This window comes from Rhizobium sp. 10N414 (assembly GCF_056394785.1).
Map to the genome: position 1 here is coordinate 38,688 of NZ_JBFTIN010000019.1, position 26,383 is coordinate 65,070.

The following is a 26,383-nucleotide window of genomic DNA, read 5'->3' on the forward strand; positions in this document are numbered from 1 at the left end:
GGCTTCTTGCCCGATCGCGCTGCTCAGGCGTCTTCGTCCTCATCGTCCTCGTCATCGACGATGTCGGAAATCGGGATCAGAAAGACGACAAATTCATCGTCAATCGTTCGCTCCGGATCATCGTCGAACTCATAGGCGTGCTCGACTTCGCTTGCCTCTTCGGCGGTCGCCTTGCGCAGCTTGAGTTCCGTGACGCCGTCCCAGACCGGCTTGCCCTGCGATTGCAGAACCGTCAGATCCTCGCGGAAATCCTCGGCCTCGAAGAAATTCTCGGCATCATCGGCATTCTCGGAGCGAAAGCTTGCGATCGCCTGTCCGCCGATCTCGATCGTAAAGTAGTCCATCAAAATTCTCTTTCGCTTCTGTGCCGTCCAGCTTCGATGAACAGTACGGTGATCGGCTGCGGCGCGCCAGTCTAATCGTTCGGGCAAACGGACTATCGAGGTCCCATGACGCGTGTGGACGCCATTAACGGCTGCCCTTCGGCGATCTGCTTCGAGTTGCGCCCGCCAACAAGGCTGAGACTCAGCACGCTCGCAATCATGAGCAGAACGATGATTGTCATGAGAATTCTCATGGATGAGTCCGCCAGCCAACATCCGGCATTATCTTGTCTCTATGACGCTAGTCAGGTTGGCTTCAAAAGAAAAGCGGCCCGGTCGCCCGAGCCGCTTTCGACGATTCATGTCGGGACGCTCTTAGATGAGCTTTGCGAAAGCGACAGCCGTATCAGACATGCGGCTGGAGAAGCCCCACTCGTTGTCGTACCAGGACAGGACGCGCACGAAGTTGCCTTCCATGACCTTCGTCTGATCCGTTGCGAAGATCGAGGAGTGGCTGTCGTGGTTGAAGTCACGGGAAACGAGCGGCTCGTCAGTGTAGCCGAGGATGCCCTTCAGCTTGCCGTTTGCGGCAGCCTTGATCGCTTCGTTGATTTCGCCGACGGTCGTGGCCTTCTTGGCAACGAATTTGAAGTCGACGACCGAGACGTTCGGGGTCGGAACGCGGATCGACGTACCGTCAAGCTTGCCCTTCAGATGCGGAAGGACGAGGCCAACGGCCTTGGCGGCGCCCGTCGACGTCGGGATCATGGACAGGGCTGCGGCGCGGGCACGGTACAGGTCCTTGTGCATGGTGTCGAGGGTCGGCTGGTCGCCGGTGTAGGAGTGGATGGTGGTCATGAAGCCGTGGTCGATGCCGACCGCGTCATCGAGAACCTTCACAACAGGCACGAGGCAGTTCGTCGTGCAGGATGCGTTGGAGATGACTAGATGCTCCTTGGTGAGCTGGTCATGGTTGACGCCGAAAACGACAGTCAGGTCGGCGCCGTCGGCAGGAGCCGAAACGATGACGCGCTTTGCGCCGGCCGTCAGGTGCGCGGCAGCCTTGTCGCGGGCGGTGAAGATGCCGGTGCATTCCATCGCGATGTCGACGCCGAGTTCCTTGTGCGGCAGCGTTGCCGGGTCCTTGATCGCGGTCACCTTGATCGGCTTGCCGCCGCCAACAGTGATCGTGTCGCCCTCGACCTTCACCTCGGCCGGGAACTTGCCGTGGATGGAGTCGTAACGCAGCAGATGGGCGTTGGTCTCGACCGGGCCGAGGTCGTTGATGGCAACGACTTCAATGTCGGTGCGGCCGGATTCGACGATAGCGCGGAGAACGTTACGGCCGATGCGGCCGAAGCCGTTGATGGCAACCTTTACAGTCATGTGCATTCACTCCCTAGAGATGGGGCTTGCGGATTGAGTTGGAGAGCGCCGAAGCGCTCTCTTAGAGGTTTGCTTCTGCGGCAGCGACCACGGCGTCCGCGGTGATGCCGAAATGCTCGAATACCTTCTTTGCCGGACCGGACGCGCCGAAGCCCTTCATGCCGACGAACGTGCCTTCCGGACCGATGAAGGCATCCCAGCCTTCGCGGACGGCGGCTTCCACGGCGATCTTGACTGGCGAGTTGCCGATGACTTCCTTGCGGTATGCTTCCGGCTGCTCAAAGAACAGTTCGGTGCAGGGAACGGAAACGACACGGACGCTGACGCCCTTGGCTTCGAGCGTTGCACGGGCGGCAACGGCGAGCTCGACTTCAGAGCCGGAAGCGAAGATCGTCACCTTGGCGTCGGCTTTGCCGGCGAGCGTGTAGGCGCCGAGTTCGCAAAGGTTCTTTTCGCTGTACTCGGTACGCACTGGCGTCAGGTTCTGGCGGGTCAGCGCGAGCGCGGACGGGTGTGTCTTCGACTTGACGGCGATCTGCCAGCATTCGGCAGTTTCAGTCGGGTCTGCCGGGCGGAAGACCCGTAGATTCGGAACGGCGCGCAGGCCGGCGATCTGCTCGACCGGCTGGTGCGTCGGGCCGTCTTCACCGACGCCGATCGAGTCGTGCGTTAGGACGTGGACAACGCGGATGCCCATGAGGGCGGCCAGGCGGATCGGCGGTCGGCAATAGTCCGAGAAGATCAGGAAGCCGCCGCCGTAGGGGATAAGGCCGCCGTGCAGCGCGACACCATTCATGGCCGAAGCCATGCCGTGCTCGCGGATTCCCCAGTGCATGTAGCGCCCGGCGAAATCGGTCGGCGTGATCGAATGCATCTGGCTGGTCTTGGTATTGTTCGACGGCGTCAGGTCGGCGGAGCCGCCCAGCGTTTCCGGCAGGAAGCCGTTGATGACCTCAAGCGCGTCTTCCGATGCCTTGCGGGTGGCAATCATCGGCTTGGTTTCGATCAGCTTCTTCTTGTAGGCGCTGATCGCGGCGTCGAAGCCTTCCGGCAGGTCGCCGGCGAAGCGGCGGGTGAACTCAGCCTTGTGCGCGGACTTGGCGAGGCCGTCTTCCCAGGTCTTGACTGTTTCGACCGAGCGGCTGCCGGCTGCGCGCCATGCGTCGAGAACGTCGGAAGGAACGACGAAGGGTTCGTATTCCCAGTTCAGCGCCTTGCGGGTCGCCGCGATTTCATCGGCGCCGAGTGGGTTGCCGTGAACCTTATGAGTGCCCTGCTTGTTCGGAGCGCCGAAGCCGATGATCGTCTTGCAGGCGATGAAGGTCGGACGGTCGGACTTGTGAGCGGCTTCGATGGCGGCGGCAATGGCAGCCTGGTCGTGGCCGTCGATTTCGATCGTGTTCCAATGAACAGCCTTGAAGCGAGCAACCTGATCGGTGGAATCCGACAGGGAGATGGCGCCGTCGATGGTGATCGAGTTGTTATCCCAGAAGAGAACGAGCTTGTTCAGCTTCAGATGACCGGCAAGTGCGATCGCCTCGTGGCTGATGCCTTCCATCAGGCAGCCGTCGCCGCAGATGGCATAGGTGTAGTGGTCCTGAAGCTCAGAGCCGAACTCGTCGCGCAGCTTGCGTTCGGCGATCGCCATGCCGACGGCATTGGCAATGCCCTGGCCGAGCGGGCCGGTCGTCGTTTCGATGCCGGTCGCATGACCGTATTCGGGATGGCCGGCGGTCTTCGAACCGAGCTGGCGGAACTGCTTCAGGTCCTCGATCGTCATGTCGGGGTAGCCGGTCAAATAGAGCAGCGAGTAAAGCAGCATCGAGCCGTGGCCGGCCGACAGCACGAAGCGGTCGCGGTTCGGCCAATGCGGCTTCTTCGGGTCGAACCGCAGATACTTCGTGAAGAGAATCGTCGCTACGTCAGCCATGCCCATCGGCATGCCGGGATGCCCCGAATTTGCCTTTTCGACTGCATCCATGGCGAGGAAACGGATCGCATTTGCCATCCGGTCGTTTTGTTCAGGAGAGGTCATGGCTATTCCACGGGTTCCGGGTGTCGGGGGATGGCCTCGAGCCTGTGGAGACCATCAATGAGAGCGGGTGACACATAGCAGTTGGAACGGCCAAGTCAACAAATGGAAGGCCCTCCGGAGGCCTCTCCAATCGATTTTAGACATTTGATCATCGATTTTTACAAAAGTTGAATAGGCGCTAAGGCGGCAGTTGATTTTCGTCATCCACAGAATAGGTCTGCAGCCGCACGGCCAGCTTTATTGACGTGCCGTTGGCGAGGTGCGTATCCTTTTGGAAATACTGGATCGGTCTCGGGCGCCGATTCGCGGGTCTTGTGCGGGGAACCGGTAGAGACATGACGCCTACAGGCAAAATGGAAGCAGCACTCAACGAGCTCAGGCAAGCCATCTCCGGGCTTGAAAACGCAGTCGAGATGCGCATCGAGCACCAGCGGGAGCAGGGCGAAATCGAAGGCGAGGTACGTCGTATTCATGCCGATCGCTCGAAGCTTGCCCAGGAACTGGACCAGGCCGAATTCCGTGCGAACCGGCTCGAGGAAGTCAATCGCGAGGTCTCGCGGCGGCTGGTGACGGCCATGGAGACGATCCGCGCGGTTCTGGACCGATAGAAAGGCGCGATACATGGCGCAGGTAACGGTAACGATCGACGGCAAGGCCTATCGCATGGCCTGCGAGGAGGGTCAGGAAGACCACCTGACGGACCTCGCGACGCGCTTCGACAATTATGTCGGGCACCTCAAGGGGCAGTTCGGCGAAATCGGTGACCTCCGCATCACCGTCATGGCTGGCATCATGGTCATGGACGAAATTTCGGAGCTCACCCGCCGCGTCGCCGGGCTTGAATCCGAACTCGATTCGTTGCGGAACAGCAGTGATAGCGTTCTCGCGGCAAACGCCCGCACCGAGGAGGGCCTTGCGGCGGCCTTGGGTGAGGTGACGAGCCGTATCCGCAGCATCACCGACAAGCTGAACGGCCGTGCGCCCGCCGAACTCAATTAAATAGGGGCGGCGTCGCCGGCCCTCTGGCGCAGCGCCCAAATCGGCCTTATATAGCGGAGTGCGGTCTGCGCCTCTCGACAGGAACCACAATCCCTGGGGCCATACTCGATCCAAAGGGAGCTGTCCCTGACCAGGCTCGTGGGCCTGGACACACGGTGCCCACCTACGTTTGTAGGCGCCCAGGATCGTAAACATCCATCGGTTGTCGTGGATCGCACTTCCCAAAAATCCGTACACGCTTACTGCTGTTGGGGCACGATGGATATCTTTCCGTCTGCTTTCTCAATCTTGTACATCCCGATCCCGGCCCCAGGTCCCAGGCGAAGTCTGGCGTATAAGTAATCAGGTGGGGTCATGGCCGCCGTCTGTCGCTTGATCATGAAGTTATTGATCTGCTGATCCACTAGCGGCGTTTTCGATATGATCAGAAAAATCCAGCTATTCCTTCCGTAAGGCGATTTGGTGAAGTAGATTTGCGGTCGAACAAAACGTTGTCGAATTGCAGATCGGGGTCTGGATTATCCTCGATGCTGCCAATCGCGGTTTAGCTTTGGAGCGCATCTTCTTTCTTCATATTGTTTATAGCTGTTTCCTGCGCGGTAATGTTGCTTCGCAGGCCCTCAAAGGCTTCGCGGCTCTGTTCGTTGTAGCGATAACTCGCATAGATCCACCAAGCAGTGCTGAGAACGGTGCAGATTACTCCGCACGCCACTGCGATATGAAAATAGATCCGAAATCGGTGTAGAGCCCCTTCTTGATCTCGCTGTTGCTCGTCGAGGAGAACAGGTATCGATACAAGAAGACGAGACCGGTCGGAATAACACACATGAAGACGAGTGCGAAGAAAAACGGGCCGTATTTCTCGGCAGTGATCGTCGCGTGTTCCGGTTGATCTATAAGTTCCTTTAGTTTGATCAGATCGATGTCCCTCACCTCACTGAAGTATTCCCTGGACCGGGCCCATAGACGTTGCAGGTGCAGTAGGCGGAGGGCGGACCGAAGCCCGGGCATATTCCAAACTGCGTGACGCACGCGCGCGGACCCTGCGGTGGGACGCCCTGCATTTGCATCTGGTAGACGACCTGCGGCGGACATGACTGCGCCATGAGGCTGTCCGGATAGAGGCATAATCCGATCAGCAAGGCAGCAGACTTCATCGCTCAGACCCCACAATTCCCCAGGAGCACTTTGAAAGTAAAGATTGCCACAGTTAGTGCAGAATCACAACTATTGAACGAACATTACAATAATGCCCGTTATGATGGTATGCGGTTGTGGTAGACGCTGTCTATCCTGAAATGCTTTCCGGTGATCCGCTATTGAAGATTCTCGATGGAATAGGCGGACCGCGGTCCGCCGACGACAATGCCTGTCGGTTGCTCCGAATGTGACAGAGACTTCTCTTGCTTGCTGTATTGCGAGTGCTAGTTTCCGCATCTTATCGATTTAATTTCCAGGAGACTTGAGATGCAGCTTGGCATGGTGGGTTTGGGCCGCATGGGCAACTACATGGTCCAGCGATTGATGCGCGATGGCCATGAATGCGTCGTCTACGACGCGAGGCCTGAAAGCGTTGCTGATCTCGTCGGCAAGGGCGCTGTCGGCAGCGCCTCTCTCGAGGAGTTTGTTTCGAAGCTGTCGCGCCCGCGCGCGGTTTGGCTGATGCTGCCGGCGGCGATCACGGACAAGGTCATCGCCCAGCTTCTGCCGTTGCTGCACGACGACGACATCATCATCGACGGCGGCAATTCCTACTATCACGACGATATCCGGCGAGGTGCCGAGCTCATCACCAAGGGCATTCACTACGTTGACGTCGGTACCAGCGGCGGCGTTTTCGGCCTGGAACGCGGTTATTGCCTGATGATCGGGGGCGAGAAAGGAATCGTCCAGTCGCTGTCGCCCATCTTCGCGTCTCTGGCGCCGGGACAGGGAGTCATTGCTCCTTCAGAGGGGCGCACTGCTCATCCGGAAAGCACGGCCGAGCAAGGGTATCTTCATTGCGGTCCGCATGGCGCCGGTCATTTCGTCAAGATGGTGCACAACGGCATCGAGTATGGCCTGATGGCCGCCTATGCCGAAGGCCTGAATATTCTGAAACATGCCAATGTCGGTGCGGCCACGCATGCGGTCGATGCCGAAACTGCGCCTTTGGCGCATCCCGAACACTATCGTTACGATTTCAACTTGCCTGATATTGCCGAAGTGTGGCGTCGCGGGAGCGTCATCACCTCCTGGCTGCTCGACCTGACGGCCGACGCGCTGCATGTCGATCCGGTCCTCACCAAGTATGCCGGCCGTGTTTCCGATTCCGGCGAGGGCCGCTGGACGATCATGGCGGCGATCGATGAAAGCGTCCCGACGCCGGTGCTCAGTGCGGCGCTTCATGGTCGCTTCTCCTCGCGCGACAACGACGAGTTCGCCAACAAGGTGCTGTCGGCCATGCGTGCGGGCTTCGGCGGTCACGTCGAGAAGCCAAAGGGCTAGGCTGAAACTTTTCGTTTTCCAAGCCCGCGCAGCGCCGCCTGTGCGGGCTTTCCTTTTATACAGCGGGATATATTGTCTATACAACGGGATACATTGTCGAGAGATTGCATTTAGGGCAAGGGATCACGGGTCTGGCAATGGGGCGCGCGTGGCATGATGCAACTACTGATATCGATGGCATTCGCCCTCGCCGTGGCCACGAGCGCCGCGGCTCAGACCGCCAACCCGCCGTCGCCGCCTTCCACGCCCACGACTAGTGCGGCTCAACCGCCGGCGGAAGTTCGGCAGATGCTCGAGCTGATGCAAACGCCACAGGTGAAGGAGTGGATGGCGACGCAAATGAAGGCGGCGCCGACAGCCACCCTGACGGAGGCCGGCGAAATGTCGGCGCTCTCCGAACTCGTCGGTCATGCGCGCCGCCATGTCGAAATGGTCTCCGGGGCGGCGATGGAGTTTCCCGGCGAAGTCGAGACCGCGTCTGAAGTCGTCGAACGCGAGGTCGCGCCGACGGGCTGGCTGCTGATTACGACGGAGGTCATTGCCCTTTTTCTCACCGGAGCGATTGTCGAGCTGCTGTTCCGTCTTATCGTGCCGAAACCGCGAATCCGACGGACCGACGACGAGGTCGTCACCGTTGCCCACCACGCTGCGGCAAATCTGCTTTATCGCGTCGTTCCCGCAATCGTTTTTGCGATGGCGACACTGGTGCCTTTGCTCGCTTTCAACTGGCCTCCGATCACGCGGTCCATGGCCATCGCGATTGCAGTCGCACTCATCGTCGCCCGCTTTACCGTCGCGCTCGGGCGGCTCCTGGTCGCCCTCGTTACCTTGCCGCGTGCGGATGGCGAGCGCCAGATTTCGCGCGCCAGGGGGCTTGTCTGGTTCCGGCGTTGCGCGACCTTCGCGATCTACTTCGCATTCGGCTGGGCGGTGATCCAACTGATGGTGCCGCTCGGCTTTTCCGAGGGCGCGCGCTACTTTGTCGGCTACATTCTCGGCATCGGGCTCTTCGCCATCGCAGTGGAGGCGATCTGGCACCGTCCGGTGGAGGAGGGAGAGCATCGCAGCTTCACCGTTTCCTGGGGGCTGACGCTCTATTTCGCTTTCCTTTGGCTTCTCTGGGTTTCAGGGTTCAACCTGCTGCTCTGGCTCGGGATCTATGCCGTGCTCCTGCCGCGTGCTCTCTCGGTTGCAACGCTGGCCGTTCGTTCCCTGCACCAGGCCGAGGCGGGCTTTCTCGCCGGGCGCCGGATTGCGACTGTGCTTCTCGACCGTGGCGTTCGAGCCCTTATCATCACGGCCGCGGCTTTCTGGCTTGGCCGCATGATCGGGCTTGCGGCCGATCGCATGGCCGCCGGCGAGACCATGCTCGATCGGCTTGCCCGTGGCGCGATCGGCGGCATCGTCATCCTGCTCGCTGCCGATCTGTTGTGGCACCTGGCGCGCGCATACATCAACGGCAAGCTCGATGACTCCAGGATCGAAGGCGCGATAACGGATGAGGAAAAAGCCAGCCGCGCCCGCCTGCAGACATTGCTGCCGATCTTCCGCAATATCCTCGCCGTGGTCATTGCTGTCATTGCTGTACTGATGGTGCTGTCGGGCCTCGGGGTCGAAATTGGCCCGCTGATCGCCGGTGCCGGCGTGGTCGGCGTCGCCGTGGGCTTCGGCGCACAGACCATCGTGAAGGATGTCATCAGCGGCATGTTCTATCTTTGGGACGATGCCTTCCGTGTCGGCGAGTATATCGAGAGCGGTAGCCACAAGGGCGTTGTTGAAGCCTTCAGCCTGCGCTCGGTGCGGCTGAGGCATCACCGCGGGCCGCTGACGACGGTGCCGTTCGGCGAACTCGGCGCGGTCAGGAACCTCAACCGAGACTGGACGATCGACAAGATTACCCTGAACGTCACCTACGACACCGACCTCGTGAAGGCGAAGAAGGTGATCAAGCAGATCGGACAGCAACTGCTGGATAATCCCGACTACAGTCCGCACATCATCGAGACGCTGAAGATGAAGGGCGTGGAACAGTTCGGCGAGTTCGCGATTGTCATCCGGCTGGCAATGATGACCAAGCCCGGCGAGCAATTCGTCATCCGACGCAATGCCCTGGCCATGATCCGCAACGCCTTCAAGGAAAACGGCATCGAGTTTGCTGTGCCGACGGTGCAGGTTTCGAGCGAAGGGCACGAGTCCGAGGCGCATGCAGCCGCCGCCCGCCATCTTTCGCAACGCTCGAATTCAGATGAGCCCGCGGCGTAGCATCCGGGACTCGCTTATCGGAGCGGGCTAGCCTCGTTTAGTGCTTTTTGCCGCTCCAACCCTGTCAACGTTACGAAATTGCAATGTGCGCCGGCGTGCCCTGCGCCAAATTTGCCCCAATTGGAGATGAAGCAGGCGAGATCGGCGGTTCAGGGTAGGGCAGGCTGCGCACTCATAGAGCTTGCGTGCCGCGCATGTTACGTGTTTCGGACATGATTCCCACCAAACTGGAATATTGCGGCGGTACGAGATGTCGGGACACGGCAAGTTAGAAGAAATCGAAGACGCCGACGAATCGTCGGTACGTGGATTCTTCAGGCGCTACCGTGCGCACCTGACAGCGCTGGCGACGCTCGCGCTGTTCTGTCTCGTCGGCTTCGCAATCGTGCAACTGACGAACGAAGTGCGATATGACGACGTCGTTCAGGCGCTGGCCGACACCAAGGTCAGCTCGATTTTTCTGGCCCTCCTGTTCACCGGCATGAGCTTTCTTGCCCTCGTTTTCTATGACGTCAATGCCATTGAATATGTTGGCCGCAAGCTGCCATTTCCGCAGGTGGCGCTGACCGCCTTCAGCGCCTATGCGGTCGGCAATACGGCGGGCTTCGGGGCGCTGAGCGGCGGTGCAATCCGCTATCGCGCCTATTCGCGCCTCGGCCTGACGCCTGAGGAGATTGGCCGGGTCATCGCATTCGTGACGCTGTCGTTCGGCCTCGGGCTTGCGGGCGTTGCCGCTATCTCGCTCCTGATCATCGCCGATGAAATCGCGCCTCTGATCAATGTCGGCAGCCTGACCCTGCGGCTGATGGCCGGTATGGTCATTGCCGGCCTCGGCGTCATCATGTTCCTGGGACGCGAGGGGCGCGCAGTCCACCTCGGTCCCGTCTCGGTCCGATTGCCGGACTCGCGCACATGGTCGCGGCAGTTCCTGGTGACCGCCTTCGACATCGCCGCCTCGGCGACCGTCCTTTATGTCTTGCTGCCACAGGCCGCGATCAGCTGGCCGGTATTCCTGGCTGTCTATGCCATTGCGGTTGGGCTTGGAGTGTTGAGCCATGTACCGGCCGGCCTCGGTGTGTTCGAGACCGTTATCATCGCTTCGCTTGGCAGCGCAGTGAACATCGACGCAGTGCTTGGTTCGCTGGTTCTCTACCGCCTGATCTATCACGTTCTGCCGTTGCTGATCGCTGTGCTGGCCGTCTCGGCAACCGAGCTTCGCCGGTTTGCCGATCACCCGGTTGCGTCAGGCATCCGACGGATCGGCATCCGGCTGATGCCGCAGTTGCTCTCGACCCTATCGCTCCTCCTCGGCGTCATGTTGATCTTTTCGAGCGTGACGCCGACGCCGGACCAGAATCTCGAGTTTCTTGCGAACTACCTGCCGTTGCCGCTCGTCGAGGGGGCGCATTTCCTCTCCAGCCTGCTCGGGCTGACACTGGTCGTTGCGGCACGCGGTCTCGGCCAGAAGCTCGACGGTGCCTGGTGGGTGTCGATCCTGTCGGCCGCGGCGGCGTTGACCTTGTCGCTGCTGAAGGCGATTGCACTGGTCGAGGCCTGTTTCCTCGGTTTCCTGATCTTCGGCCTGTTCGTCAGCCGCCGGCTGTTTCGCAGACATGCGTCCCTTCTCAACCAGACGCTGACGGCCTCATGGCTGACGGCGATCGCCGTGATCTGCGTCGGTGCGATCGTGATCCTGCTCTTCGTCTATCGTGACGTCGAATACAGCAACGAGCTCTGGTGGCAGTTCGAATTTGCCGGCGAGGCCCCGCGCGGTCTGCGCGCCGTGCTCGGCCTTACGATCATTTCCTCGGCGATTGCGATCTTCAGTCTGCTCCGTCCGGCGACGGTCAAGCCGGAACCTGCTTCCACCGACGCGTTGCAGCGGGCGGTCGGTATCGTCGAGAAGCAGCGCTTTGCCGACGCCAATCTGGTGCGCATGGGCGACAAGAGCATCATGTTCTCGGAGAAAGGCGACGCTTTCATCATGTATGGAAGGCAGGGGCGCTCCTGGATCGCTCTTTTCGATCCGATCGGGGAGCGCAGCGCCATTCCAGAGCTGGTCTGGCGTTTCGTGGAGTCCGCACGCGCCGCCGGCTGCCGCGCAGTCTTTTACCAGATCTCTCCGGCGCTTCTTTCGCATTGTGCCGATGCAGGGCTGCGTGCCTTCAAGCTCGGCGAGCTTGCCGTTGCCGATTTGAAAACCTTCGAGATGAAGGGCGGCAAGTGGGCAAACCTGCGGCAAACCGCGAGCCGCGCGCAACGCGACGGCCTTGAATTCGAGGTTATCGCGCCGGAAGACGTTCCCGCCGCAATGGATGAGCTTGGCTCGGTTTCGAATGCGTGGCTCGAGGATCACAATGCCAAGGAGAAGGGTTTCTCGCTCGGTGCGTTCGATCCAGACTATATCGTTGCCCAACCCGTCGGCATCCTGAAGCGCGAAGGCAGGATCGTGGCCTTCGCCAACATCCTGATCACCGCCGCGAAGGACGAGGGGACCATCGACCTGATGCGGTTCTCCCCGGATGCGCCGAAAGGGTCGATGGACTTCCTCTTTGTCCAGATCATGGAATATCTGCGCGACCAGGGGTTTGCGCATTTCAATCTCGGCATGGCGCCGCTTTCGGGCATGTCGAAGCGCGAGATGGCGCCGGTCTGGGACCGCGTCGGCAGCACCGTCTTCGAACACGGCGAGCGGTTTTATAACTTCAAGGGCCTCAGGGCCTTCAAATCAAAGTTCCATCCGCACTGGCATCCGCGGTATCTTGCGGTTTCGGGTGGAGGCAATCCGATGATCGCTCTGATGGACGCAACATTCCTGATCGGCGGCGGATTGAGAGGGGTAGTGAGGAAATGATGAAAAGACACCTTCTTGCAGCCGTCTGCGCCCTGTCGCTGTCCGTTCCGGCGGCAATGGCGGCGACCGAGACGACACAGAGCTTCGAGACCGGGCTCATTCCTTCGCCGCATATTTTCCTGCCCGAAGGCGACGTGAAAGGCGCCGTTGTGCTGATCTCGGATGGCGCCGGCTGGGGCGATAATGAGAAGGCAGAGGCAAACCGTCTCGTCGAGCAGGGAGCCGTCGTCATTGGCATCGATTTCGTGGCCTATATGGAGGCGCTCAGAAACTACGACGTCAGCCAGAATGACGGCTGCATCTACATGGTGTCCGATCTTGAATCGCTGAGCCAGCAGGTACAGCGCGCGGCGGGCAACAGTGCATACCATCTGCCGATCGTTGCCGGCGTCGGCGAGGGCGGTGCGCTGGCGCTGGCGATCGCGGCGCAGACCCCGGATGCGACGATCGGCCAGACGCTGGCGATCGATCCAGTTGCCGGGATTCCGCTTACCAAGGAACTGTGCACGCCGGCGAAGAAGCAAACGGTCGGCGACCGCATGATCTATGGGCTCAGCGAAACATCGCTGCCGGACCCGATCATCGCCTCGTTTACGGCGGCAGCACAAAAGGAGGGCCGTGCGCATGTCGAAGAACTCAAGAAGCAGCACTCGGACATCGATATCCGCGATTCCGGGGACGATGCCCAGACGACGCTTGCCGACACGCTCTCGGACCTGATCGACGCCTCCGGCAGTGCTGACAATCCGCTCGGCCTCCCGCTCACCATTCTCGATGCCAAGCCGGCTTTCGACACGATGGCGGTCATCTACTCCGGTGATGGCGGGTGGCGCGATATCGACAAGGAGGTTGGTGCGGCGCTGCAGAAGCAGGGTGTGCCGGTCGTCGGCATCGACTCGCTGCATTACTTCTGGTCGGAGCGCCAGCCGCAGCAGACGGCGGACGATCTCGGCAAGATTATCGAGCTTTATCGCAAGCAGTGGAAGGTGAAGCACGTTCTGCTGATCGGCTATTCCTTCGGCGCCGATGTCGTGCCTGCCGCGTTTACGCGCCTGAAGCCGGCCGCCAAGGCAACCGTCGCGCAGATGTCGCTCCTGTCCCTGTCGCATGAGGTCGATTACCAGATCTCCGTCATGGGCTGGCTCGGCCAGAAGACGGAAGGTGCGGGCGGCGATCCGGTTGATGACCTGAAGAAGGTCGACCCCAAGATCGTCCAGTGCATCTACGGAAAGGAAGATGACGACGAGGTGGCCTGCCCTGATCTCAAGGACAGCGGTGCCGATGTGATTGCCCTTGCCGGCGATCACCACTTCGATGAGAACTATGAGCTCTTGAGCAAGACGATCATCGATGGGCTGAAGGCGCGGCTTCAGGACTAGGCTGCGTCGCGCCGCCCCAGGCTAGCGCATCAACTGCTCTTCACTCCAGCCGAGAGCGGCGATATCGCCGCTCCGGAAGCGACCATCATCGGCAACGATGAATTCATCGAGCTGCGGTGGATGTACGCTCGTTCCTGCCAACATCGCATGAACCTGGCCGCGATGATGCGTCTGGTGTTGGAACAGGTGGTTCAAAACGTCTTCCATCCGCTCGCGCTGAATGCGCCCCGAACGATGGATCTCGGTCGTCGACGCCAGCTTTTCCGGCGTTGCCGGCTCGCAAAGCGCGACCAGCCGACGATCGACTTTGGCCTGCTCTGCGGCAAGCGCCGCGATGTCGTCGAATGGCTCCTCGACATCCCAGGCGGTAGGCCCAAGCATGCCGCCTTCGAGCGCATCAACGTAAAACCAGTCGACCGTCAGAATATGGTTGAGCGTCGCCTTGATCGACGGAAAGAAGCTTACGCGTGCCGCCTCGAACTCTCCCGGCTTCAACCTGCTGCAGGCTTCATGCAGGCGATGGTTCGCAAGCGCATTGTTATAGGCAAGCTTCCGTGTGGTCCTGCATGGGTCGAAAGTCGGCATCGGTAACTCCGTTTCTTGACGGGCAACCCGCAAGGGTCAGTCGTCCTCCTGGAACAAGCGAAACTGTGCCGCTTCCAGATCCTTTGGGGGCTGCATGCCAAGGTGCTTCCAGGCCGTCGCGGTCAGGACGCGGCCGCGTGGGGTGCGCTGAATGAAACCCTGCTGAATCATGTAGGGCTCGATGATGTCCTCGATCGCGTCGCGTGGTTCGGAAAGCCCTGCGGCGATGGTTTCGATGCCGACGGGGCCGCCGCCGAAATTGACCGCGATCATGTTGAGGTAGCGCTTGTCGAGCTGGTCGAGGCCCATGTTGTCGACGAGCAGCCGGGTCAGCGCCTCATCGGCAATCTCGCGGGTGACGGCTTCAGCCTTCGCCACTTCCGCGAAATCGCGCACGCGCCGCAGCAGGCGACCGGCAATACGCGGCGTTCCACGAGCGCGCCGGGCGATTTCCCGTGCACCCTCGTCGGTCATGGGCAGGTTCATCAGGCGTGCGCCGCGTCGAACGATCAGCTCCAATTCCTCGACGGTATAGAAGCTCAGGCGGACGGGAATGCCGAAACGGTCGCGAAGCGGCGTGGTCAAAAGGCCAAGGCGGGTCGTTGCTGCAACGAGGGTGAATTTCGACAGGTCGATCTTGACAGAGCGCGCGGCTGGTCCTTCGCCGATGATGAGGTCGAGCTGGAAATCCTCCATCGCGGGGTAGAGGATTTCCTCGACGGCCGGGTTGAGCCGGTGAATTTCGTCGATGAAGAGCACGTCGCGCTCTTCGAGATTGGTCAGTAGAGCGGCGAGATCGCCCGCCTTGGCAATAACCGGACCGGACGTCGAGCGGAAATTGACGCCGAGTTCCTTCGCCATGATCTGCGCGAGCGTCGTCTTGCCGAGGCCGGGCGGGCCAACGAAAAGGACGTGATCCAGCGCCTCACCACGGTTCTTCGCCGCCTCGATGAACACCTTCAGGTTTGCGCGCGCTTCCGCCTGGCCGGTGAACTCGTCCAGCGACTGCGGCCGCAGCGTCACATCCAGGTCTTCGCCTCGTTTCTCGGCCGATATCAGGCGCGCGGCTTCACTCATGCTGGCATTTCCCAATCTTCAAACGCTCGTGACCAATACACCAAGCCGAACGCTTTTGGCACCCGCTCGGGCAATTGGATCAGCGAGCCAGTTCCTTCAACCCAAGGCGGATGAGCTTGGCGCTGTCGGCGCCTTCACCGGCGGTCTTCATTGCGGCGGCAACGGCATTGGCAGCCTGGTCGCGGGAATAGCCGAGGTTCGTCAGCGCGGATACCGCGTCGGCGACAGGGGCAGCGGCAACACCTTCACCGAGCTCCTGCTTGAGGCCGATGGTGGCCGACGCTTCTCCGGCGAAGGTCGGCGCCTTGTTCTTCAATTCGGTGACGATGCGCACGGCAACCTTGGGACCAACGCCCTGAGCGCGGGCGACTGCCGTGCGATCCTGCAGCGCGATGGCGTTCGCCAGTTCGCTGGGAGGCAGGGTCGAAAGGACGGCGAGAGCCACCCTTGCACCAACGCCCTGTACGCTCTGCAGGAGAATGAACCACTCTCTCTCGAGCGCGGTCATGAAGCCGAAGAGCTTCAGCTGGTCTTCGCGAACATAGGTCTCGATGAAAAGCACACAGGCCTCGCCCACCGAGCCGAGGCGGGAGAGCGTGCGCGCCGAGCAGAAGGCGACGTAGCAGACGCCGTGGACATCGACGAGGACGTAGTCATCGCCGATTTCATCGATGGTGCCTTTGAGCTTGCCGATCATGCAAATGGTCCGTTCGGTGGGTTTTCAGTGAAGATTAGCCGGCAAGCGCCGCCTGCCGCATGCGGCTGCTGCCGCGGTTATGAGCGTGGCAGATGGCGATGGCCAGCGCATCAGCCGCGTCGTTGCCCTTGAATTCGACCTTGGGCATCAGGATTTTCAGCATCATGTGGATCTGCTGCTTCTCGCCGTGGCCGACACCGATGACCGCCTTCTTGACAGCGTTTGGCGCATATTCGGCGACGGGCAAACCGGCGCGGGCAGGGACCAGCATGGCAATGCCGCGTGCCTGCCCGAGTTTCAGCGTTGCAACGGCGTCCTTGTTGACGAAGGTTTGTTCGACGGCAGCCTCGTCAGGCTGATAGCTGTGCACGACTTCCGCCAGGCCATCGTGCAGCTGGCAAAGGCGCGAGGCCAGGTCCAGGTCGCCGTCCGAGGTGACCGTACCGGACGCGACGAAGCGCAAGGAATTGCCGAGCGTGTCGATAATTCCCCAGCCCGTGCGGCGCAGGCCCGGATCAACGCCGATGATGCGAATCGTATTTTGCATGCTTCACCCTATTGCACTCGCCAAATAACTGCCATCGATATGTGAACAAAACAAAAACATTCCTTGTTTTTGCCACGCGCTGTTTACGGCAATTTAAGCTCCATAGCCGACTTTTGATCCACAAAATGTCAGAGGAACTCCCTTCTCAGGAAGGCAAGGTTCCCGTTTTCTGTTTTCAGGTCAGCCGGCAGGATGTTCCACGCTCTGCCGGTATGAGCCGTTCCGGAAGGGTTCATCGTTCATGGTTCAGAGATTTAAATCCCTGTCCTTCAAGGTCATCGCGACATTTATACTGCTGACCGCACTGTCGATTGCGGTCATCAACGTGCTTGCTTACTTCGCCAGCAGCCGCATTTCCGGTGAGCAGGCACTCAAGGCCAAGGAGAGCGTCCTGATCTTCCGCGGCGACATGCTGCAGGATCAGCTTGAGCAGTTGGAAAACCAGGCGAACTCGATTGCGCGCATCGAAGCGTTGCAGATGTCGATTACAAGCCTGAAGAGCGGTTGGAAGACAATCGAGAAGACGTCGGGTGATGCGCGCGCCGAATTGAAGAAGGTGTTCATCACCAACAATCCGAACCCGGCCGACCAGCGCGAAAAACTGGTGAAGCCGCAGGCACCAAGCGGCTTCTACTACTCCAACCATGAAACGACGCAGGGTGAAGTGGCCCGCGACCTGGAGAATACCGCCTTCAGCGACCTGCTGATCGCCGATCTCGATGGCAACGTCCTCTACTCCTACGAGAAGAACGACGATTTCGCGGAGAACCTGAAGACCGATGCATGGAAGGCGACCGGCGCCGGCCTTGCCTTCGCCAAGGCGATCGCCAACACCGCAAAGGCGACTGACGATTCCGCCCCCACCGGCTTTTCCGGTCTTCGCGTCGACGCGGCGAACGGCAAGTCGGCAATCTTCTATGCCGTGCCGATCGTCAAGCTCGGCGCGGCGAAGGGCGTGATGCTCTTCAAGGTCCGCGACAACATCATCACCAGCATTCTCGCCAAGGGCATCGTGTCCGGTAGCACGGCGCAAGCCGCTATCATCTCGGATGACGGATCGGCGATCGGCGTAAGCTCGTCCGGCCAGCTGGCAACGCTCGATACCACGCCTTTCACCTTCGCGAAGGACGCGCTGTCGGCCAAGGGCATGACGGTCGACGACTTCGATCGCGCCGATGGCTCGGCACGAGCCTATGTTCGCGGCATCGATTATCAGGGCTCCCGCTTCCTCGTCGTGGAAAGCGTCCGCATCAGCGAACTCAATGCTGGCTCGCTGGAGATCGCCACGCTCCTGACGATGATTGCGTTTGGTGTTCTGATCATCATGGCCGTGGCAACCTGGGCCATCACCAAGCTGCTGTTCTCGCCGCTTGCCCGGCTCGCGGACGTCACGCGTGACGTCGCCGACGGCAACCTCGAAGTCGAGATCGGCAGCCAGAACCGCGGCGACGAAATCGGCACGATGGCCAAGGCATTGGCGCGGTTCAAGCAGTCGCTTGTCGAGAGCCGCGACCTGGAAGCTGCCAGCAACGAAACGCGGGCTCGCGCGGAGCGGGATCGCCAGCAGCACATGGCTGAGCGCGAGGCGGAAGCACGGACCCTGCAGGAAGTCGTCCAGGCGATCGACGAGGGCCTGCATCACCTTGCCAACGGCGATCTTGCCCATCAGATCGAGACCCGCTTCCCGAACGAACTCGAAGGCCTCCGGGTCAACTTCAACGAGGCGCTGGCTACCCTCAGCGAAACGATGACGGCGATCGGCGGCAACTCCATGGCCGTGCGTTCGGGTTCCGAGGAAATGCGCACCGGTGCCGATGAGCTTGCCGGTCGGACCGAGCGGCAGGCCGCCTCTATCACCGAGACCGCGAATGCGATCGATGCGATCACCCAGTCGGTCCGCGTTCAGATCGAGCGTGCGGAGCAGGCCGAACGCATCGCCCGCGACGCCAAGCGGGAGACGACCGGCTCCAGCCAGATCATGCGCGAGACAATTGCCGCGATGGAGGCGATCCAGGCGTCGTCGCGCCAGATCAATTCGATCATCGCCGTTATCGATGCGATCGCCTTCCAGACCAACCTGCTGGCGCTCAATGCCGGCGTCGAGGCTGCACGGGCAGGCGAGTCCGGTAAGGGCTTCGCCGTGGTCGCCATGGAAGTGCGCGAACTGGCACAGCGTTCATCGAGTGCCGCAAAGGAAATCTCGAGCCTCTTGCAGAAGTCCACGCATGAAGTGGAGATGGGCGTGTCGCTCGTCGAGCGTGCCGGCGACGCGCTGACGGGGATCGGCAGCCATGTGGAGGCAATCAACGGCCAGATCAGCGAGATCATGGAAACGACGCGCGAGGAAGCCGACACCCTGCGTCAAATCAACTCCGCGGTCTCAGAGCTTGATGCGATGACGCAGCAGAATGCCGCCATGGTCGAGGAAACGACGGCTGCGATCCATCGGCTCGCGACCGAAGCGGTCGAAATGGACCGGCAGCTGGCGAATTTCACGCTGGCGCAGGCGGAACATCACCAGGGCGCCGAGGTACACCTGCTGCGACGTCGGGCTTGAACCGCGATCGGCAGATGAACGAGGGCCGGGAGACCGGCCCTTTTTCTTTCCCGCTCGTTTGGAATGGGCCGAGCGGCCACCTACATAGACCTGTCCTTCCAATTACCGACAGGCATCGTCATGGTTCCCTTCTCCATTCTCGATCTCTCTCCTGTTCCAGAAGGCGGGACGATCCGCCAGTCGCTCGAGAGTTCGGCGCGCATGGCGCAGAAGGCCGAAGGGTTCGGGTACAACCGCTTCTGGCTTGCGGAACATCACGGCATGCCGGGTATTGCCAGCGCGGCGACGGCGGTCGTGATCGGCCACGTCGGCGCGGCAACCAAGCGGATCCGCATCGGCTCGGGCGGCATCATGCTGCCGAACCACTCGCCGCTTGTCATTGCAGAGCAATTCGGAACGCTGGAAGCGCTGTTTCCGGGCCGCGTCGATCTCGGCCTGGGGCGTGCGCCCGGCACCGACATGCGGACCGCCCAGGCCCTGCGGCGCAATCTCGATGCGGGGGCCCAGAGCTTTCCGAACGACGTGGTCGAATTGCAGCAGTTGCTGGGCACGCCGATCGAGAACCAGGCGATCCTTGCGGTTCCCGGCATGAATTCCAACGTTCCGATCTGGCTTCTGGGTTCCAGCCTCTACAGCGCGCAGCTCGCCGCGATGTTGGGGCTGCCTTATGCCTTCGCCTCGCATTTTGCGCCGGACTCGCTGCTTGATGCCATTGACATCTATCGCAGCCGCTTCACACCTTCCGCCATGCTCGACAAGCCCTATGTCATGGTTGGTGTCATGGGGTCCGTTGCCGCAACGGATGAGGAGGCGCAATACCATTTCACCTCGGCCCAGCAGCAGTTCGTCAATCTGCGCCGCAATGTGCGTGGCCAGTTTCCGCGGCCGGTCGCCGATATGGGGAGCTTCTGGTCCCCGATGGAGAAGCTGACGGTCGAGCACACGCTGCGCTATGCCGTCGTCGGGTCGCCGAAGACCGCGGAGGCAAAGCTCACCGAATTCCTTGCCGAGACGCAGGCGGATGAAGTGATCATCTCCATGCCGATCCACGATATCGAGGCGAGATTGAAATCGGTCGAGCTTTTCGCCGGGCTTGGAAACTTCCTTCGCGCTGCGGCCTAATGCCGCGCATCGCGGGCGCTTCGTGGCCTACAGCCATTTGTGCGAATTGACTTAACGCAGCCGGACCATAGCTTTGCTTGATCACACATGTCGTTTACACAGCGTTGTGGCGACGCAAGTGTGATGGACGGCGCACGCCGCAAATCGCGCGCGCGGCCGGTTTCGAGCAACCTTTGGAGGATGAGGATTGCTATGCGTTACCACGGTCTTGCTGCTTTGATTTCACTGATCTGTCTTTCCGCCTCGTCTGCAATCGCCCAAGAGGGCGACGTGGCGGCCGGGGAAACGGTCTTTAAGAAGTGCGCGGTCTGTCATATTGCCGACACCGACAAGAACAAGGTCGGGCCGTCGCTGAACCACCTGTTCGGCCGAACAGCCGGGACGCATCCGGATTTTGCCTATTCAGCGGCGATGAAGGCGGCGGGCACAGCCGGGTTGGTCTGGGACGAAGCGACTCTGCGCGATTATCTTCACGACCCAAAGTTGAAGGTTAAGGGTACGAAGATGGTGTTCGTCGGGCTGAAGGACGACGGCGATATCACCAATCTGCTAGCTTATCTCAAGCAATTCTCGAAATGAAATCAGCTTATTGATGTAGAGGCAGACGGCTCGTTGGCGTCATTTCGCGCCATTGCCGTGATGTTTTGTTTATGAGATAGTCCTAACGCAAGTGCCAGCGGATTGCGGGTAATTTCCACAGCCGGCCGGGCATTGGGAGGAACGCATGGTTGTCGTGCTGGTTCTCGGTCTGATCGTCATCGGGTCGGTGGTTTTCCACCTGCTCAGCCCGTGGTGGTGGACTCCGATCGCTTCGAACTGGAACTACATCGACAATACCATCATCATTACATTCTGGATCACCGGCATCGTCTTCGTCGCGGTGATCTCCTTCATGGCCTACTGCATCTTTCGTTTCCGCCATCGGCCGGGCAATCGGGCCGCCTACGAGCCCGAGAACAAGCGTCTGGAATGGTGGCTTGCCGGCAGCACGGCCCTTGGTGTGGCAGCGATGCTGGCGCCTGGTCTCGTCGTCTGGAACCAGTTCGTGACGGTGCCGCCGGATGCTGGCGAAATCGAAGTCGTAGGGCAGCAGTGGCTGTGGAATTTCCGGTTGCCGGGCGCCGATGGCAAGCTCGGCAGGGCAGACAATCGAGCGGTGACCGCCGACAATCCGCTCGGCGTGATCAGGAACGATCCGGCTGGCCTCGACGACATCATCATCTCAGGCGCCGAACTGCACTTGCCGATCGGCAAGTCGGTCCGCGTACACCTGCGCTCGATCGATGTGCTGCATGATTTCTACGTTCCCGAGTTCCGGGCGAAGATGGACATGATCCCCGGTTCGGTCACCTATTTTTGGTTCACGCCGACGCGGACGGGCACCTTCGAAGTGCTGTGCGCGGAGCTTTGTGGCGTCGGACATCCGCAGATGCGAGGGACTGTCGTCGTCGACGAGCCGGACGCCTACCAGGCGTGGCTCGCGCAGCAGCAGACGTTTTCGCAGCTGATGGCAGCGGTTGAACCGGCCAAGTAGGCCGGCGTTGCGGCCGGGGGAGCGGCCGTAACGGGAGGAGGAAGGAAGGCATGCGATGGTTGATATTCCAACCAGTGCCGGCGATGTTATCCCACCCGCCGAGGTGGCGGATGTTGAGCTCTATCATCCGAGGAGCTGGTGGACGAAATACGTCTTCAGTCAGGATGCCAAGGTCATTGCCATTCAGTATTCGGTGACGGCCTTTTCGATCGGTCTGGTGGCGCTGGTGCTGTCGTGGCTGATCCGCCTACAGCTCGGTTTTCCCGGCTATTTTTCCTTCATCGATGCGGATCATTATTACCAGTTCATCACCATGCACGGGATGATCATGGTGATCTATCTCCTGACCGCGCTTTTCCTCGGCGGCTTCGGCAATTACCTGATTCCGTTGATGGTCGGCGCCCGCGACATGGTGTTCCCCTATGCGAACATGCTGAGCTACTGGCTTTATCTGCTGGCCGTGATCGTGCTTGTTGCGGGCTTCTTCGCCCCTGGCGGACCGACGGGGGCCGGCTGGACGCTTTACCCGCCGCAGGCACTGACGTCAGGTACGCCAGGCGGGCGCGACTGGGGTATCATCCTGATGCTCTCGTCCCTCATCATCTTCATCATCGGCTTCACGATGGGTGGCTTGAACTATGTCGTCACCGTGCTGCAAGGGCGGGCGCGCGGCATGACGCTGATGCGGATGCCATTGACAGTATGGGGCATTTTCACAGCAACCGTCATGGCGTTGCTGGCTTTCCCGGCGCTCTTCGTCGCCGCCGTCATGATGCTGTTTGACCGGCTGCTCGGCACCAGCTTCTTCATGCCTGCGATTGTCGAAATGGGAGAGCAGCTGAAATCCGATGGCGGTAGCCCGATCCTGTTCCAGCACCTCTTCTGGTTCTTTGGGCATCCGGAAGTCTACATCGTCGCGCTTCCGGCATTCGGCATCGTCTCCGATCTTATCAGCACGCATGCGCGCAAGAACATCTTCGGCTACCGCATGATGGTCTGGGCGATCGTGATTATCGGGGCGCTGAGCTTCATCGTATGGGCGCATCACATGTATGTCAGCGGCATGAACCCGAATTTCGGGTTCTTCTTCGCCACGACAACGTTGATCATCGCCGTGCCGACCGCGATCAAGGTCTACAATTGGGTGCTGACGCTGTGGCGGGGTGATATCCACCTGACGCTGCCGATGCTGTTTGCCATCGGTTTCATCGTGACCTTCGTCAATGGCGGGCTGACCGGACTGTTCCTCGGCAACGTCGTGGTGGACGTGCCACTGTCCGATACGATGTTCGTGGTAGCGCATTTCCACATGGTGATGGGCGTCGCGCCCATCATGGTGGTCTTCGGCGCAATCTATCACTGGTATCCGAAGATTACCGGGCGGATGCTCGACGAGGTTCTCGGTCGGATCCATTTCTGGGTTACCTTCATCGGCGCCTATGCGATCTTCTTCCCCATGCATTATGTAGGCCTGGTGGGCGTGCCGAGGCGCTATTTCGAGCTTGGCGACACGGTTTTCATTCCGCCTTCGGTGCATGACCTGAACATGTTCATTTCGGTCGCGGCGCTTGTCGTCGGGGCGGCGCAGATGGTGTTCCTGTTCAATGTCATTTGGAGTCTGTTCCGCGGCCGCGAGGCCGGTGGCAATCCGTGGCGAGCGACGACGCTCGAGTGGCAGACTCCTCAGACGCCGCCCGCCCATGGCAACTGGGGCAAGGAGCTTCCGATCGTCTATCGCTGGGCCTACGACTACAGTGTACCCGGCGCTCCCGAAGACTTCATACCCCAGAACCAGCCGCCTATGGCCGGAGTGTCGAGGGCGCACACATGAGTGTGGTTCTTGTCTTTCTCGCGGGAATAGCCGCAATCGTCATCTGGTGGCTGTCCGGGCAGAGGATGATGTCGAAGCCATGGATGGAGGTCGGCACGCTTGATGATATCGCGGGACCGGCGAAGCCGCCGATCCCGACCGCCAAGATCGGCCTCGGCATTTTCCTCGCGGTGGTCGGCGCGCTCTTTTCCCTGTTGGCCAGTGCTTATCTTTCGCGAATGAGCGGTGCGGATTGGTGGGCAATGCCCGTTCCTCGGCTTCTTTGGGCGAATAGCGCTGTCTTGATCGCCAGCTGCGCGGCTCTGCAATGGGCGGTGGTTGAAGCGCGCCGGGGCGCCGATGACGGCCTGCGGCTTGCGCTTGATATAGCGCTGGCGACCGCAGTGCTCTTTCTTGCCGGGCAGGTCGTCGCCTGGCTGCAGCTGGTCGCGGCCGGATATGTCCTTGCCGATAACCCGGCAAACAGTTTCTTCTACATGCTGACGGGATTGCATGGCCTGCATATCCTCGGTGGGCTGGCAGTGCTTGCGCGAACCAGATTGCGCTTGCTCGCAGGCGGCACCGCCGCTTCCGCCAGGCTGCGCCTCGGTGTCGAGCTCTGCGCCACCTACTGGCACTTCATGCTCGTCGTGTGGCTGCTTCTCTTCGCGCTTTTTACCGGCTGGGCAAACGACTTCGTCGATCTCTGCCGCCAACTCGTTTCTTAAGGGGTGGAAGATGGCCGAACTGACCCGAATGCAAACCGACGACGTCGCCATGGGGCCGCCCGCCGGCCTGCGCGGCGTGGCGGCCGACTTTGCCTCGGACCAGCGGGCGTTCAAGAACGTCTCCTGGGGCAAGGCCATGATGTGGATCTTTCTCCTCAGCGATACTTTTATCTTCGGCTGCTTCCTGCTGGCCTATATGACCGCGCGGATGTCGACGCCGGTTCCGTGGCCTAATCCGAGCGAGGTCTTCGCGCTCAATATCGGCGGCCAGGAGGTCCCGCTGATCCTCATCGCGATCATGACCTTCATCCTGATCAGCAGCAGTGGCACGATGGCCATGGCTGTCAATTTCGGTTATCGCCGCGAGCGCGGGAAAACGGCCGCTTTGCTGCTTCTGACCGCCGCGCTCGGCGCGACCTTTGTCGGAATGCAGGCTTTCGAATGGACGAAGCTCATCACCGAAGGCGTGCGCCCCTGGGAAAACCCGTGGGGCGCGGCACAGTTCGGATCATCCTTCTTCATGATCACCGGTTTTCACGGGACGCACGTGACCTTCGGCGTAATCTTCCTGCTGGTTACCGCGCGCAAGGTATGGCGCGGGGACTTCGATACGGGCCAGCGCGGCTTCTTCACAAGCCGCAGGGGCAGCTATGAGAACGTCGAGATCATGGGCCTGTACTGGCACTTCGTCGACCTCGTCTGGGTCTTCATCTTTGCCTTCTTCTATTTGTGGTGAGGTCGCATCCATGGCACAGGCACAAGCACACTCCGGCCAACAGCATCCGATCAGGCTCTACCTCGTCGTCTGGGGATTGCTGTTCGTCCTCAGCACCTTCTCCTATCTCGTCGATTATCTCGGTATCCAGGGCTATCCCCGCTGGACGCTCATCATCGTGTTCATGATGCTAAAGGCCGGACTGATCGTTGCCATTTTCATGCACATGGCCTGGGAACGGCTGGCGCTCGTCTACGCGATATTGCTGCCGCCGCTGCTCGTCCTCGTCTTCGTGGCGATGATGGCGTCGGAGTCGCACTACACGATCTTCACCCGGCTTGCCTTCCTCGGCGGGGCCGGTCCCTGAGTCGGCCGTTGCAGGGCTACATGATCTTCTCGTTCGGATAGACGCCCGATAGGGCGGACTGGCGAACGAACCCGCCGACGTCATGGCCGGTCACCTCGACATTGCACCATGTACCATCACATGAGCGGACGGCGACCCGGACGCGCGCCGCGAGCTTTGCAACGGCATTCGCCGAGGCGCGCGGTGTAGCGCGGATCGGCACCGGCGAGGCCATCCAGGGGCCGATCAGCGCACTACGGTGGCTGGATAGCAGCGCGCGATGCATGCAGCCGGAGATGCCATCGGCGGATGTCATTTGGCTGGAGAGCACGATGCCGAGCAAGCAGCCGGCAGCCAGCACGCCCAGCCGGTGTGCTGCACGGTATCGACGGCGTGCCATGGCCTAGTTGCAGGATGCCATGCGCTTCAGGGCAGCGGTCACCCCGTTCAGCGAATAAGTATAGGTGGTCGCCGTGCCGCGCTGGGAGACCGCTTCGACCGTCATGTCGCTACCGGAGCGCATGGCGCTGATGACATCATGCTCGCGCGATTCTTCAAGCACCCAGGCGGACTTGCCCCTGGTGAACATCGTAAACGTCTTGTCGCCGATTGCGATCTTGGCCCGGGAGCCGGGCTTCAGTTCGTAGTCCATGATCGCTTGCGGCTCATATCCGGCGCCCGGCGCCCGACCGATCACGAAGTAATTGCTGCCATGATCGACGCTTGCCGGTTGCTTGCTTGTCGGCACTGTCAGCAAATAGCACACCCTCTCGCCGCCCTTGCTGTAGGAATAGACGCCCCAGTCCTCGAACTGCTTGACCATTGTCGGCTGCGCATGGGCGGCAATTGCACCGGCAAGAGTGAAGGAGAGTACGAGAGCTATTCTTTTCATGGGCATTTTCCCCGCCGAAAGTGTGAGAGACGCTGGTCTTGGAAAAGA

Annotated in this window: 25 protein-coding genes and 1 other RNA gene; 15 read left to right on the plus strand and 11 right to left on the minus strand. The window is 60.6% G+C overall.

Annotated features, from left to right (window positions below; genetic code table 11):
* Positions 1-23 precede the first annotated feature (23 nt).
* From AC1DE4_RS18010 to tkt, 4 genes are all read right to left on the minus strand, one after another.
* On the minus strand, positions 24-344 hold the full coding sequence (locus AC1DE4_RS18010; protein ID WP_018858865.1) for a hypothetical protein: 321 nt from the start codon (positions 342-344) through the stop codon (positions 24-26).
* 92 nt (positions 345-436) lie between these two features.
* Positions 437-565 (minus strand): hypothetical protein, encoded by a 129-nt coding sequence (locus AC1DE4_RS18015; protein WP_018858864.1) that lies wholly within the window; start codon positions 563-565, stop codon positions 437-439.
* 133 nt (positions 566-698) lie between these two features.
* Complete coding sequence (gene gap / locus AC1DE4_RS18020) at positions 699-1,709, minus strand: type I glyceraldehyde-3-phosphate dehydrogenase (RefSeq protein ID WP_018858863.1); 1,011 nt, start codon at positions 1,707-1,709, stop codon at positions 699-701.
* A gap of 61 nt (positions 1,710-1,770) precedes the next feature.
* On the minus strand, positions 1,771-3,744 hold the full coding sequence (gene tkt / locus AC1DE4_RS18025) for a transketolase (protein ID WP_192241699.1): 1,974 nt from the start codon (positions 3,742-3,744) through the stop codon (positions 1,771-1,773).
* Positions 3,745-4,079: 335 nt separating this feature from the next.
* Here tkt and AC1DE4_RS18030 point away from each other — a divergent pair, with 335 nt between their 5' ends.
* The 3 genes from AC1DE4_RS18030 (at position 4,080) to ssrS (ending at position 4,961) form a co-directional block, all read left to right on the plus strand.
* Positions 4,080-4,352, plus strand: coding sequence for a DUF4164 domain-containing protein (locus tag AC1DE4_RS18030; protein ID WP_025660886.1), 273 nt, complete (start codon positions 4,080-4,082; stop codon positions 4,350-4,352).
* 13 nt (positions 4,353-4,365) lie between these two features.
* Complete coding sequence (locus tag AC1DE4_RS18035) at positions 4,366-4,743, plus strand: cell division protein ZapA (RefSeq protein WP_018858861.1); 378 nt, start codon at positions 4,366-4,368, stop codon at positions 4,741-4,743.
* A gap of 59 nt (positions 4,744-4,802) precedes the next feature.
* Positions 4,803-4,961, plus strand: a non-coding RNA gene (gene ssrS, locus AC1DE4_RS18040) — 6S RNA.
* Between the two features lie 478 nt (positions 4,962-5,439).
* Here ssrS and AC1DE4_RS18045 read toward each other — a convergent pair.
* Positions 5,440-5,676: a hypothetical protein gene (locus tag AC1DE4_RS18045; protein WP_477882364.1), complete on the minus strand. Its 237-nt coding sequence runs from the start codon at positions 5,674-5,676 to the stop codon at positions 5,440-5,442.
* 534 nt (positions 5,677-6,210) lie between these two features.
* Here AC1DE4_RS18045 and gnd point away from each other — a divergent pair.
* The 4 genes from gnd (at position 6,211) to AC1DE4_RS18065 (ending at position 13,725) form a co-directional block, all read left to right on the plus strand.
* Positions 6,211-7,230 (plus strand): phosphogluconate dehydrogenase (NAD(+)-dependent, decarboxylating), encoded by a 1,020-nt coding sequence (gene gnd / locus AC1DE4_RS18050; protein WP_018858858.1) that lies wholly within the window; start codon positions 6,211-6,213, stop codon positions 7,228-7,230.
* 153 nt (positions 7,231-7,383) lie between these two features.
* Positions 7,384-9,492: a mechanosensitive ion channel family protein gene (locus AC1DE4_RS18055; protein WP_477882366.1), complete on the plus strand. Its 2,109-nt coding sequence runs from the start codon at positions 7,384-7,386 to the stop codon at positions 9,490-9,492.
* A gap of 250 nt (positions 9,493-9,742) precedes the next feature.
* A complete protein-coding gene (gene mprF, locus AC1DE4_RS18060) occupies positions 9,743-12,346 on the plus strand; it encodes a bifunctional lysylphosphatidylglycerol flippase/synthetase MprF (RefSeq protein WP_018858856.1) in 2,604 nt (867 codons plus the stop codon).
* The gene (locus tag AC1DE4_RS18065; protein WP_025660890.1) at positions 12,343-13,725 is read left to right on the plus strand and encodes a virulence factor family protein; all 1,383 of its coding nucleotides are present in this window, start codon (positions 12,343-12,345) and stop codon (positions 13,723-13,725) included. The genes mprF and AC1DE4_RS18065 overlap by 4 nt, the downstream gene beginning before the upstream one ends.
* A gap of 21 nt (positions 13,726-13,746) precedes the next feature.
* Here the strand turns inward: AC1DE4_RS18065 and AC1DE4_RS18070 are convergent, their stop codons facing one another.
* The 4 genes from AC1DE4_RS18070 to ruvC form a co-directional block, all read right to left on the minus strand.
* Positions 13,747-14,310: a DinB family protein gene (locus AC1DE4_RS18070; RefSeq protein WP_192241695.1), complete on the minus strand. Its 564-nt coding sequence runs from the start codon at positions 14,308-14,310 to the stop codon at positions 13,747-13,749.
* Between the two features lie 36 nt (positions 14,311-14,346).
* On the minus strand, positions 14,347-15,387 hold the full coding sequence (gene ruvB, locus AC1DE4_RS18075; RefSeq protein WP_007527359.1) for a Holliday junction branch migration DNA helicase RuvB: 1,041 nt from the start codon (positions 15,385-15,387) through the stop codon (positions 14,347-14,349).
* A 79-nt stretch (positions 15,388-15,466) separates the two neighbouring features.
* Complete coding sequence (gene ruvA, locus AC1DE4_RS18080; RefSeq protein ID WP_477882369.1) at positions 15,467-16,084, minus strand: Holliday junction branch migration protein RuvA; 618 nt, start codon at positions 16,082-16,084, stop codon at positions 15,467-15,469.
* A gap of 34 nt (positions 16,085-16,118) precedes the next feature.
* Positions 16,119-16,631 (minus strand): crossover junction endodeoxyribonuclease RuvC, encoded by a 513-nt coding sequence (gene ruvC, locus AC1DE4_RS18085; protein WP_018858852.1) that lies wholly within the window; start codon positions 16,629-16,631, stop codon positions 16,119-16,121.
* A 241-nt stretch (positions 16,632-16,872) separates the two neighbouring features.
* Between ruvC and AC1DE4_RS18090 the strand changes: the two genes are divergently transcribed.
* The 8 genes from AC1DE4_RS18090 to AC1DE4_RS18125 all read left to right on the plus strand — a co-directional run bounded on the left by AC1DE4_RS18090 (position 16,873) and on the right by AC1DE4_RS18125 (position 25,464).
* Positions 16,873-19,188, plus strand: coding sequence for a methyl-accepting chemotaxis protein (locus tag AC1DE4_RS18090; protein WP_113472028.1), 2,316 nt, complete (start codon positions 16,873-16,875; stop codon positions 19,186-19,188).
* A 120-nt stretch (positions 19,189-19,308) separates the two neighbouring features.
* Positions 19,309-20,310: an LLM class flavin-dependent oxidoreductase gene (locus AC1DE4_RS18095; RefSeq protein WP_026372006.1), complete on the plus strand. Its 1,002-nt coding sequence runs from the start codon at positions 19,309-19,311 to the stop codon at positions 20,308-20,310.
* Positions 20,311-20,502: 192 nt separating this feature from the next.
* A complete protein-coding gene (locus tag AC1DE4_RS18100; RefSeq protein WP_026372005.1) occupies positions 20,503-20,889 on the plus strand; it encodes a c-type cytochrome in 387 nt (128 codons plus the stop codon).
* Positions 20,890-21,034: 145 nt separating this feature from the next.
* A complete protein-coding gene (locus AC1DE4_RS18105) occupies positions 21,035-21,844 on the plus strand; it encodes a cytochrome c oxidase subunit II (RefSeq protein ID WP_018858848.1) in 810 nt (269 codons plus the stop codon).
* Positions 21,845-21,899: 55 nt separating this feature from the next.
* Complete coding sequence (ctaD, locus tag AC1DE4_RS18110) at positions 21,900-23,675, plus strand: cytochrome c oxidase subunit I (RefSeq protein WP_062371766.1); 1,776 nt, start codon at positions 21,900-21,902, stop codon at positions 23,673-23,675.
* Positions 23,672-24,382 (plus strand): cytochrome c oxidase subunit 3, encoded by a 711-nt coding sequence (locus AC1DE4_RS18115; RefSeq protein WP_477882372.1) that lies wholly within the window; start codon positions 23,672-23,674, stop codon positions 24,380-24,382. Before ctaD ends, AC1DE4_RS18115 begins: the two co-directional genes overlap by 4 nt.
* A 10-nt stretch (positions 24,383-24,392) precedes the next feature.
* Positions 24,393-25,118: a heme-copper oxidase subunit III family protein gene (locus AC1DE4_RS18120; RefSeq protein ID WP_018858845.1), complete on the plus strand. Its 726-nt coding sequence runs from the start codon at positions 24,393-24,395 to the stop codon at positions 25,116-25,118.
* Between the two features lie 10 nt (positions 25,119-25,128).
* Positions 25,129-25,464 carry a cytochrome C oxidase subunit IV family protein gene (locus tag AC1DE4_RS18125; protein WP_018858844.1) on the plus strand — a complete coding sequence of 112 codons (336 nt, stop codon included), beginning with the start codon at positions 25,129-25,131 and terminating at the stop codon, positions 25,462-25,464.
* Positions 25,465-25,480: 16 nt separating this feature from the next.
* On the opposite strand, the gene AC1DE4_RS18130 is transcribed toward AC1DE4_RS18125, so the two are convergent.
* Positions 25,481-25,843 (minus strand): SH3 domain-containing protein, encoded by a 363-nt coding sequence (locus AC1DE4_RS18130; RefSeq protein WP_477882374.1) that lies wholly within the window; start codon positions 25,841-25,843, stop codon positions 25,481-25,483.
* A gap of 3 nt (positions 25,844-25,846) precedes the next feature.
* The gene (locus AC1DE4_RS18135; RefSeq protein ID WP_477882376.1) at positions 25,847-26,335 is read right to left on the minus strand and encodes an invasion associated locus B family protein; all 489 of its coding nucleotides are present in this window, start codon (positions 26,333-26,335) and stop codon (positions 25,847-25,849) included.
* Between the last annotated feature and the right edge of the window lie 48 nt (positions 26,336-26,383).

What these genes read in the sequence shown, in the direction of transcription:
- ctaD (WP_062371766.1), top strand. Translation starts at nt 21,900, where the DNA reads ATGGTTGATATTCCAACCAGTGCCGGCGATGTTATCCCACCCGCCGAG.
- AC1DE4_RS18105 (WP_018858848.1), top strand. Translation starts at nt 21,035, where the DNA reads ATGGTTGTCGTGCTGGTTCTCGGTCTGATCGTCATCGGGTCGGTGGTT.
- AC1DE4_RS18095 (WP_026372006.1), top strand. Translation starts at nt 19,309, where the DNA reads ATGGTTCCCTTCTCCATTCTCGATCTCTCTCCTGTTCCAGAAGGCGGG.
- gnd (WP_018858858.1), top strand. Translation starts at nt 6,211, where the DNA reads ATGCAGCTTGGCATGGTGGGTTTGGGCCGCATGGGCAACTACATGGTC.
- AC1DE4_RS18125 (WP_018858844.1), top strand. Translation starts at nt 25,129, where the DNA reads ATGGCACAGGCACAAGCACACTCCGGCCAACAGCATCCGATCAGGCTC.
- AC1DE4_RS18015 (WP_018858864.1), bottom strand. Translation starts at nt 565, where the DNA reads ATGACAATCATCGTTCTGCTCATGATTGCGAGCGTGCTGAGTCTCAGC.
- AC1DE4_RS18065 (WP_025660890.1), top strand. Translation starts at nt 12,343, where the DNA reads ATGATGAAAAGACACCTTCTTGCAGCCGTCTGCGCCCTGTCGCTGTCC.
- AC1DE4_RS18070 (WP_192241695.1), bottom strand. Translation starts at nt 14,310, where the DNA reads ATGCCGACTTTCGACCCATGCAGGACCACACGGAAGCTTGCCTATAAC.
- AC1DE4_RS18120 (WP_018858845.1), top strand. Translation starts at nt 24,393, where the DNA reads ATGGCCGAACTGACCCGAATGCAAACCGACGACGTCGCCATGGGGCCG.
- AC1DE4_RS18135 (WP_477882376.1), bottom strand. Translation starts at nt 26,335, where the DNA reads ATGAAAAGAATAGCTCTCGTACTCTCCTTCACTCTTGCCGGTGCAATT.
- AC1DE4_RS18130 (WP_477882374.1), bottom strand. Translation starts at nt 25,843, where the DNA reads ATGGCACGCCGTCGATACCGTGCAGCACACCGGCTGGGCGTGCTGGCT.
- AC1DE4_RS18055 (WP_477882366.1), top strand. Translation starts at nt 7,384, where the DNA reads ATGATGCAACTACTGATATCGATGGCATTCGCCCTCGCCGTGGCCACG.
- ruvA (WP_477882369.1), bottom strand. Translation starts at nt 16,084, where the DNA reads ATGATCGGCAAGCTCAAAGGCACCATCGATGAAATCGGCGATGACTAC.
- ruvC (WP_018858852.1), bottom strand. Translation starts at nt 16,631, where the DNA reads ATGCAAAATACGATTCGCATCATCGGCGTTGATCCGGGCCTGCGCCGC.
- AC1DE4_RS18030 (WP_025660886.1), top strand. Translation starts at nt 4,080, where the DNA reads ATGACGCCTACAGGCAAAATGGAAGCAGCACTCAACGAGCTCAGGCAA.
- AC1DE4_RS18115 (WP_477882372.1), top strand. Translation starts at nt 23,672, where the DNA reads ATGAGTGTGGTTCTTGTCTTTCTCGCGGGAATAGCCGCAATCGTCATC.
- AC1DE4_RS18100 (WP_026372005.1), top strand. Translation starts at nt 20,503, where the DNA reads ATGCGTTACCACGGTCTTGCTGCTTTGATTTCACTGATCTGTCTTTCC.
- AC1DE4_RS18090 (WP_113472028.1), top strand. Translation starts at nt 16,873, where the DNA reads ATGGTTCAGAGATTTAAATCCCTGTCCTTCAAGGTCATCGCGACATTT.
- tkt (WP_192241699.1), bottom strand. Translation starts at nt 3,744, where the DNA reads ATGACCTCTCCTGAACAAAACGACCGGATGGCAAATGCGATCCGTTTC.
- mprF (WP_018858856.1), top strand. Translation starts at nt 9,743, where the DNA reads ATGTCGGGACACGGCAAGTTAGAAGAAATCGAAGACGCCGACGAATCG.
- AC1DE4_RS18010 (WP_018858865.1), bottom strand. Translation starts at nt 344, where the DNA reads ATGGACTACTTTACGATCGAGATCGGCGGACAGGCGATCGCAAGCTTT.
- ruvB (WP_007527359.1), bottom strand. Translation starts at nt 15,387, where the DNA reads ATGAGTGAAGCCGCGCGCCTGATATCGGCCGAGAAACGAGGCGAAGAC.
- gap (WP_018858863.1), bottom strand. Translation starts at nt 1,709, where the DNA reads ATGACTGTAAAGGTTGCCATCAACGGCTTCGGCCGCATCGGCCGTAAC.
- AC1DE4_RS18035 (WP_018858861.1), top strand. Translation starts at nt 4,366, where the DNA reads ATGGCGCAGGTAACGGTAACGATCGACGGCAAGGCCTATCGCATGGCC.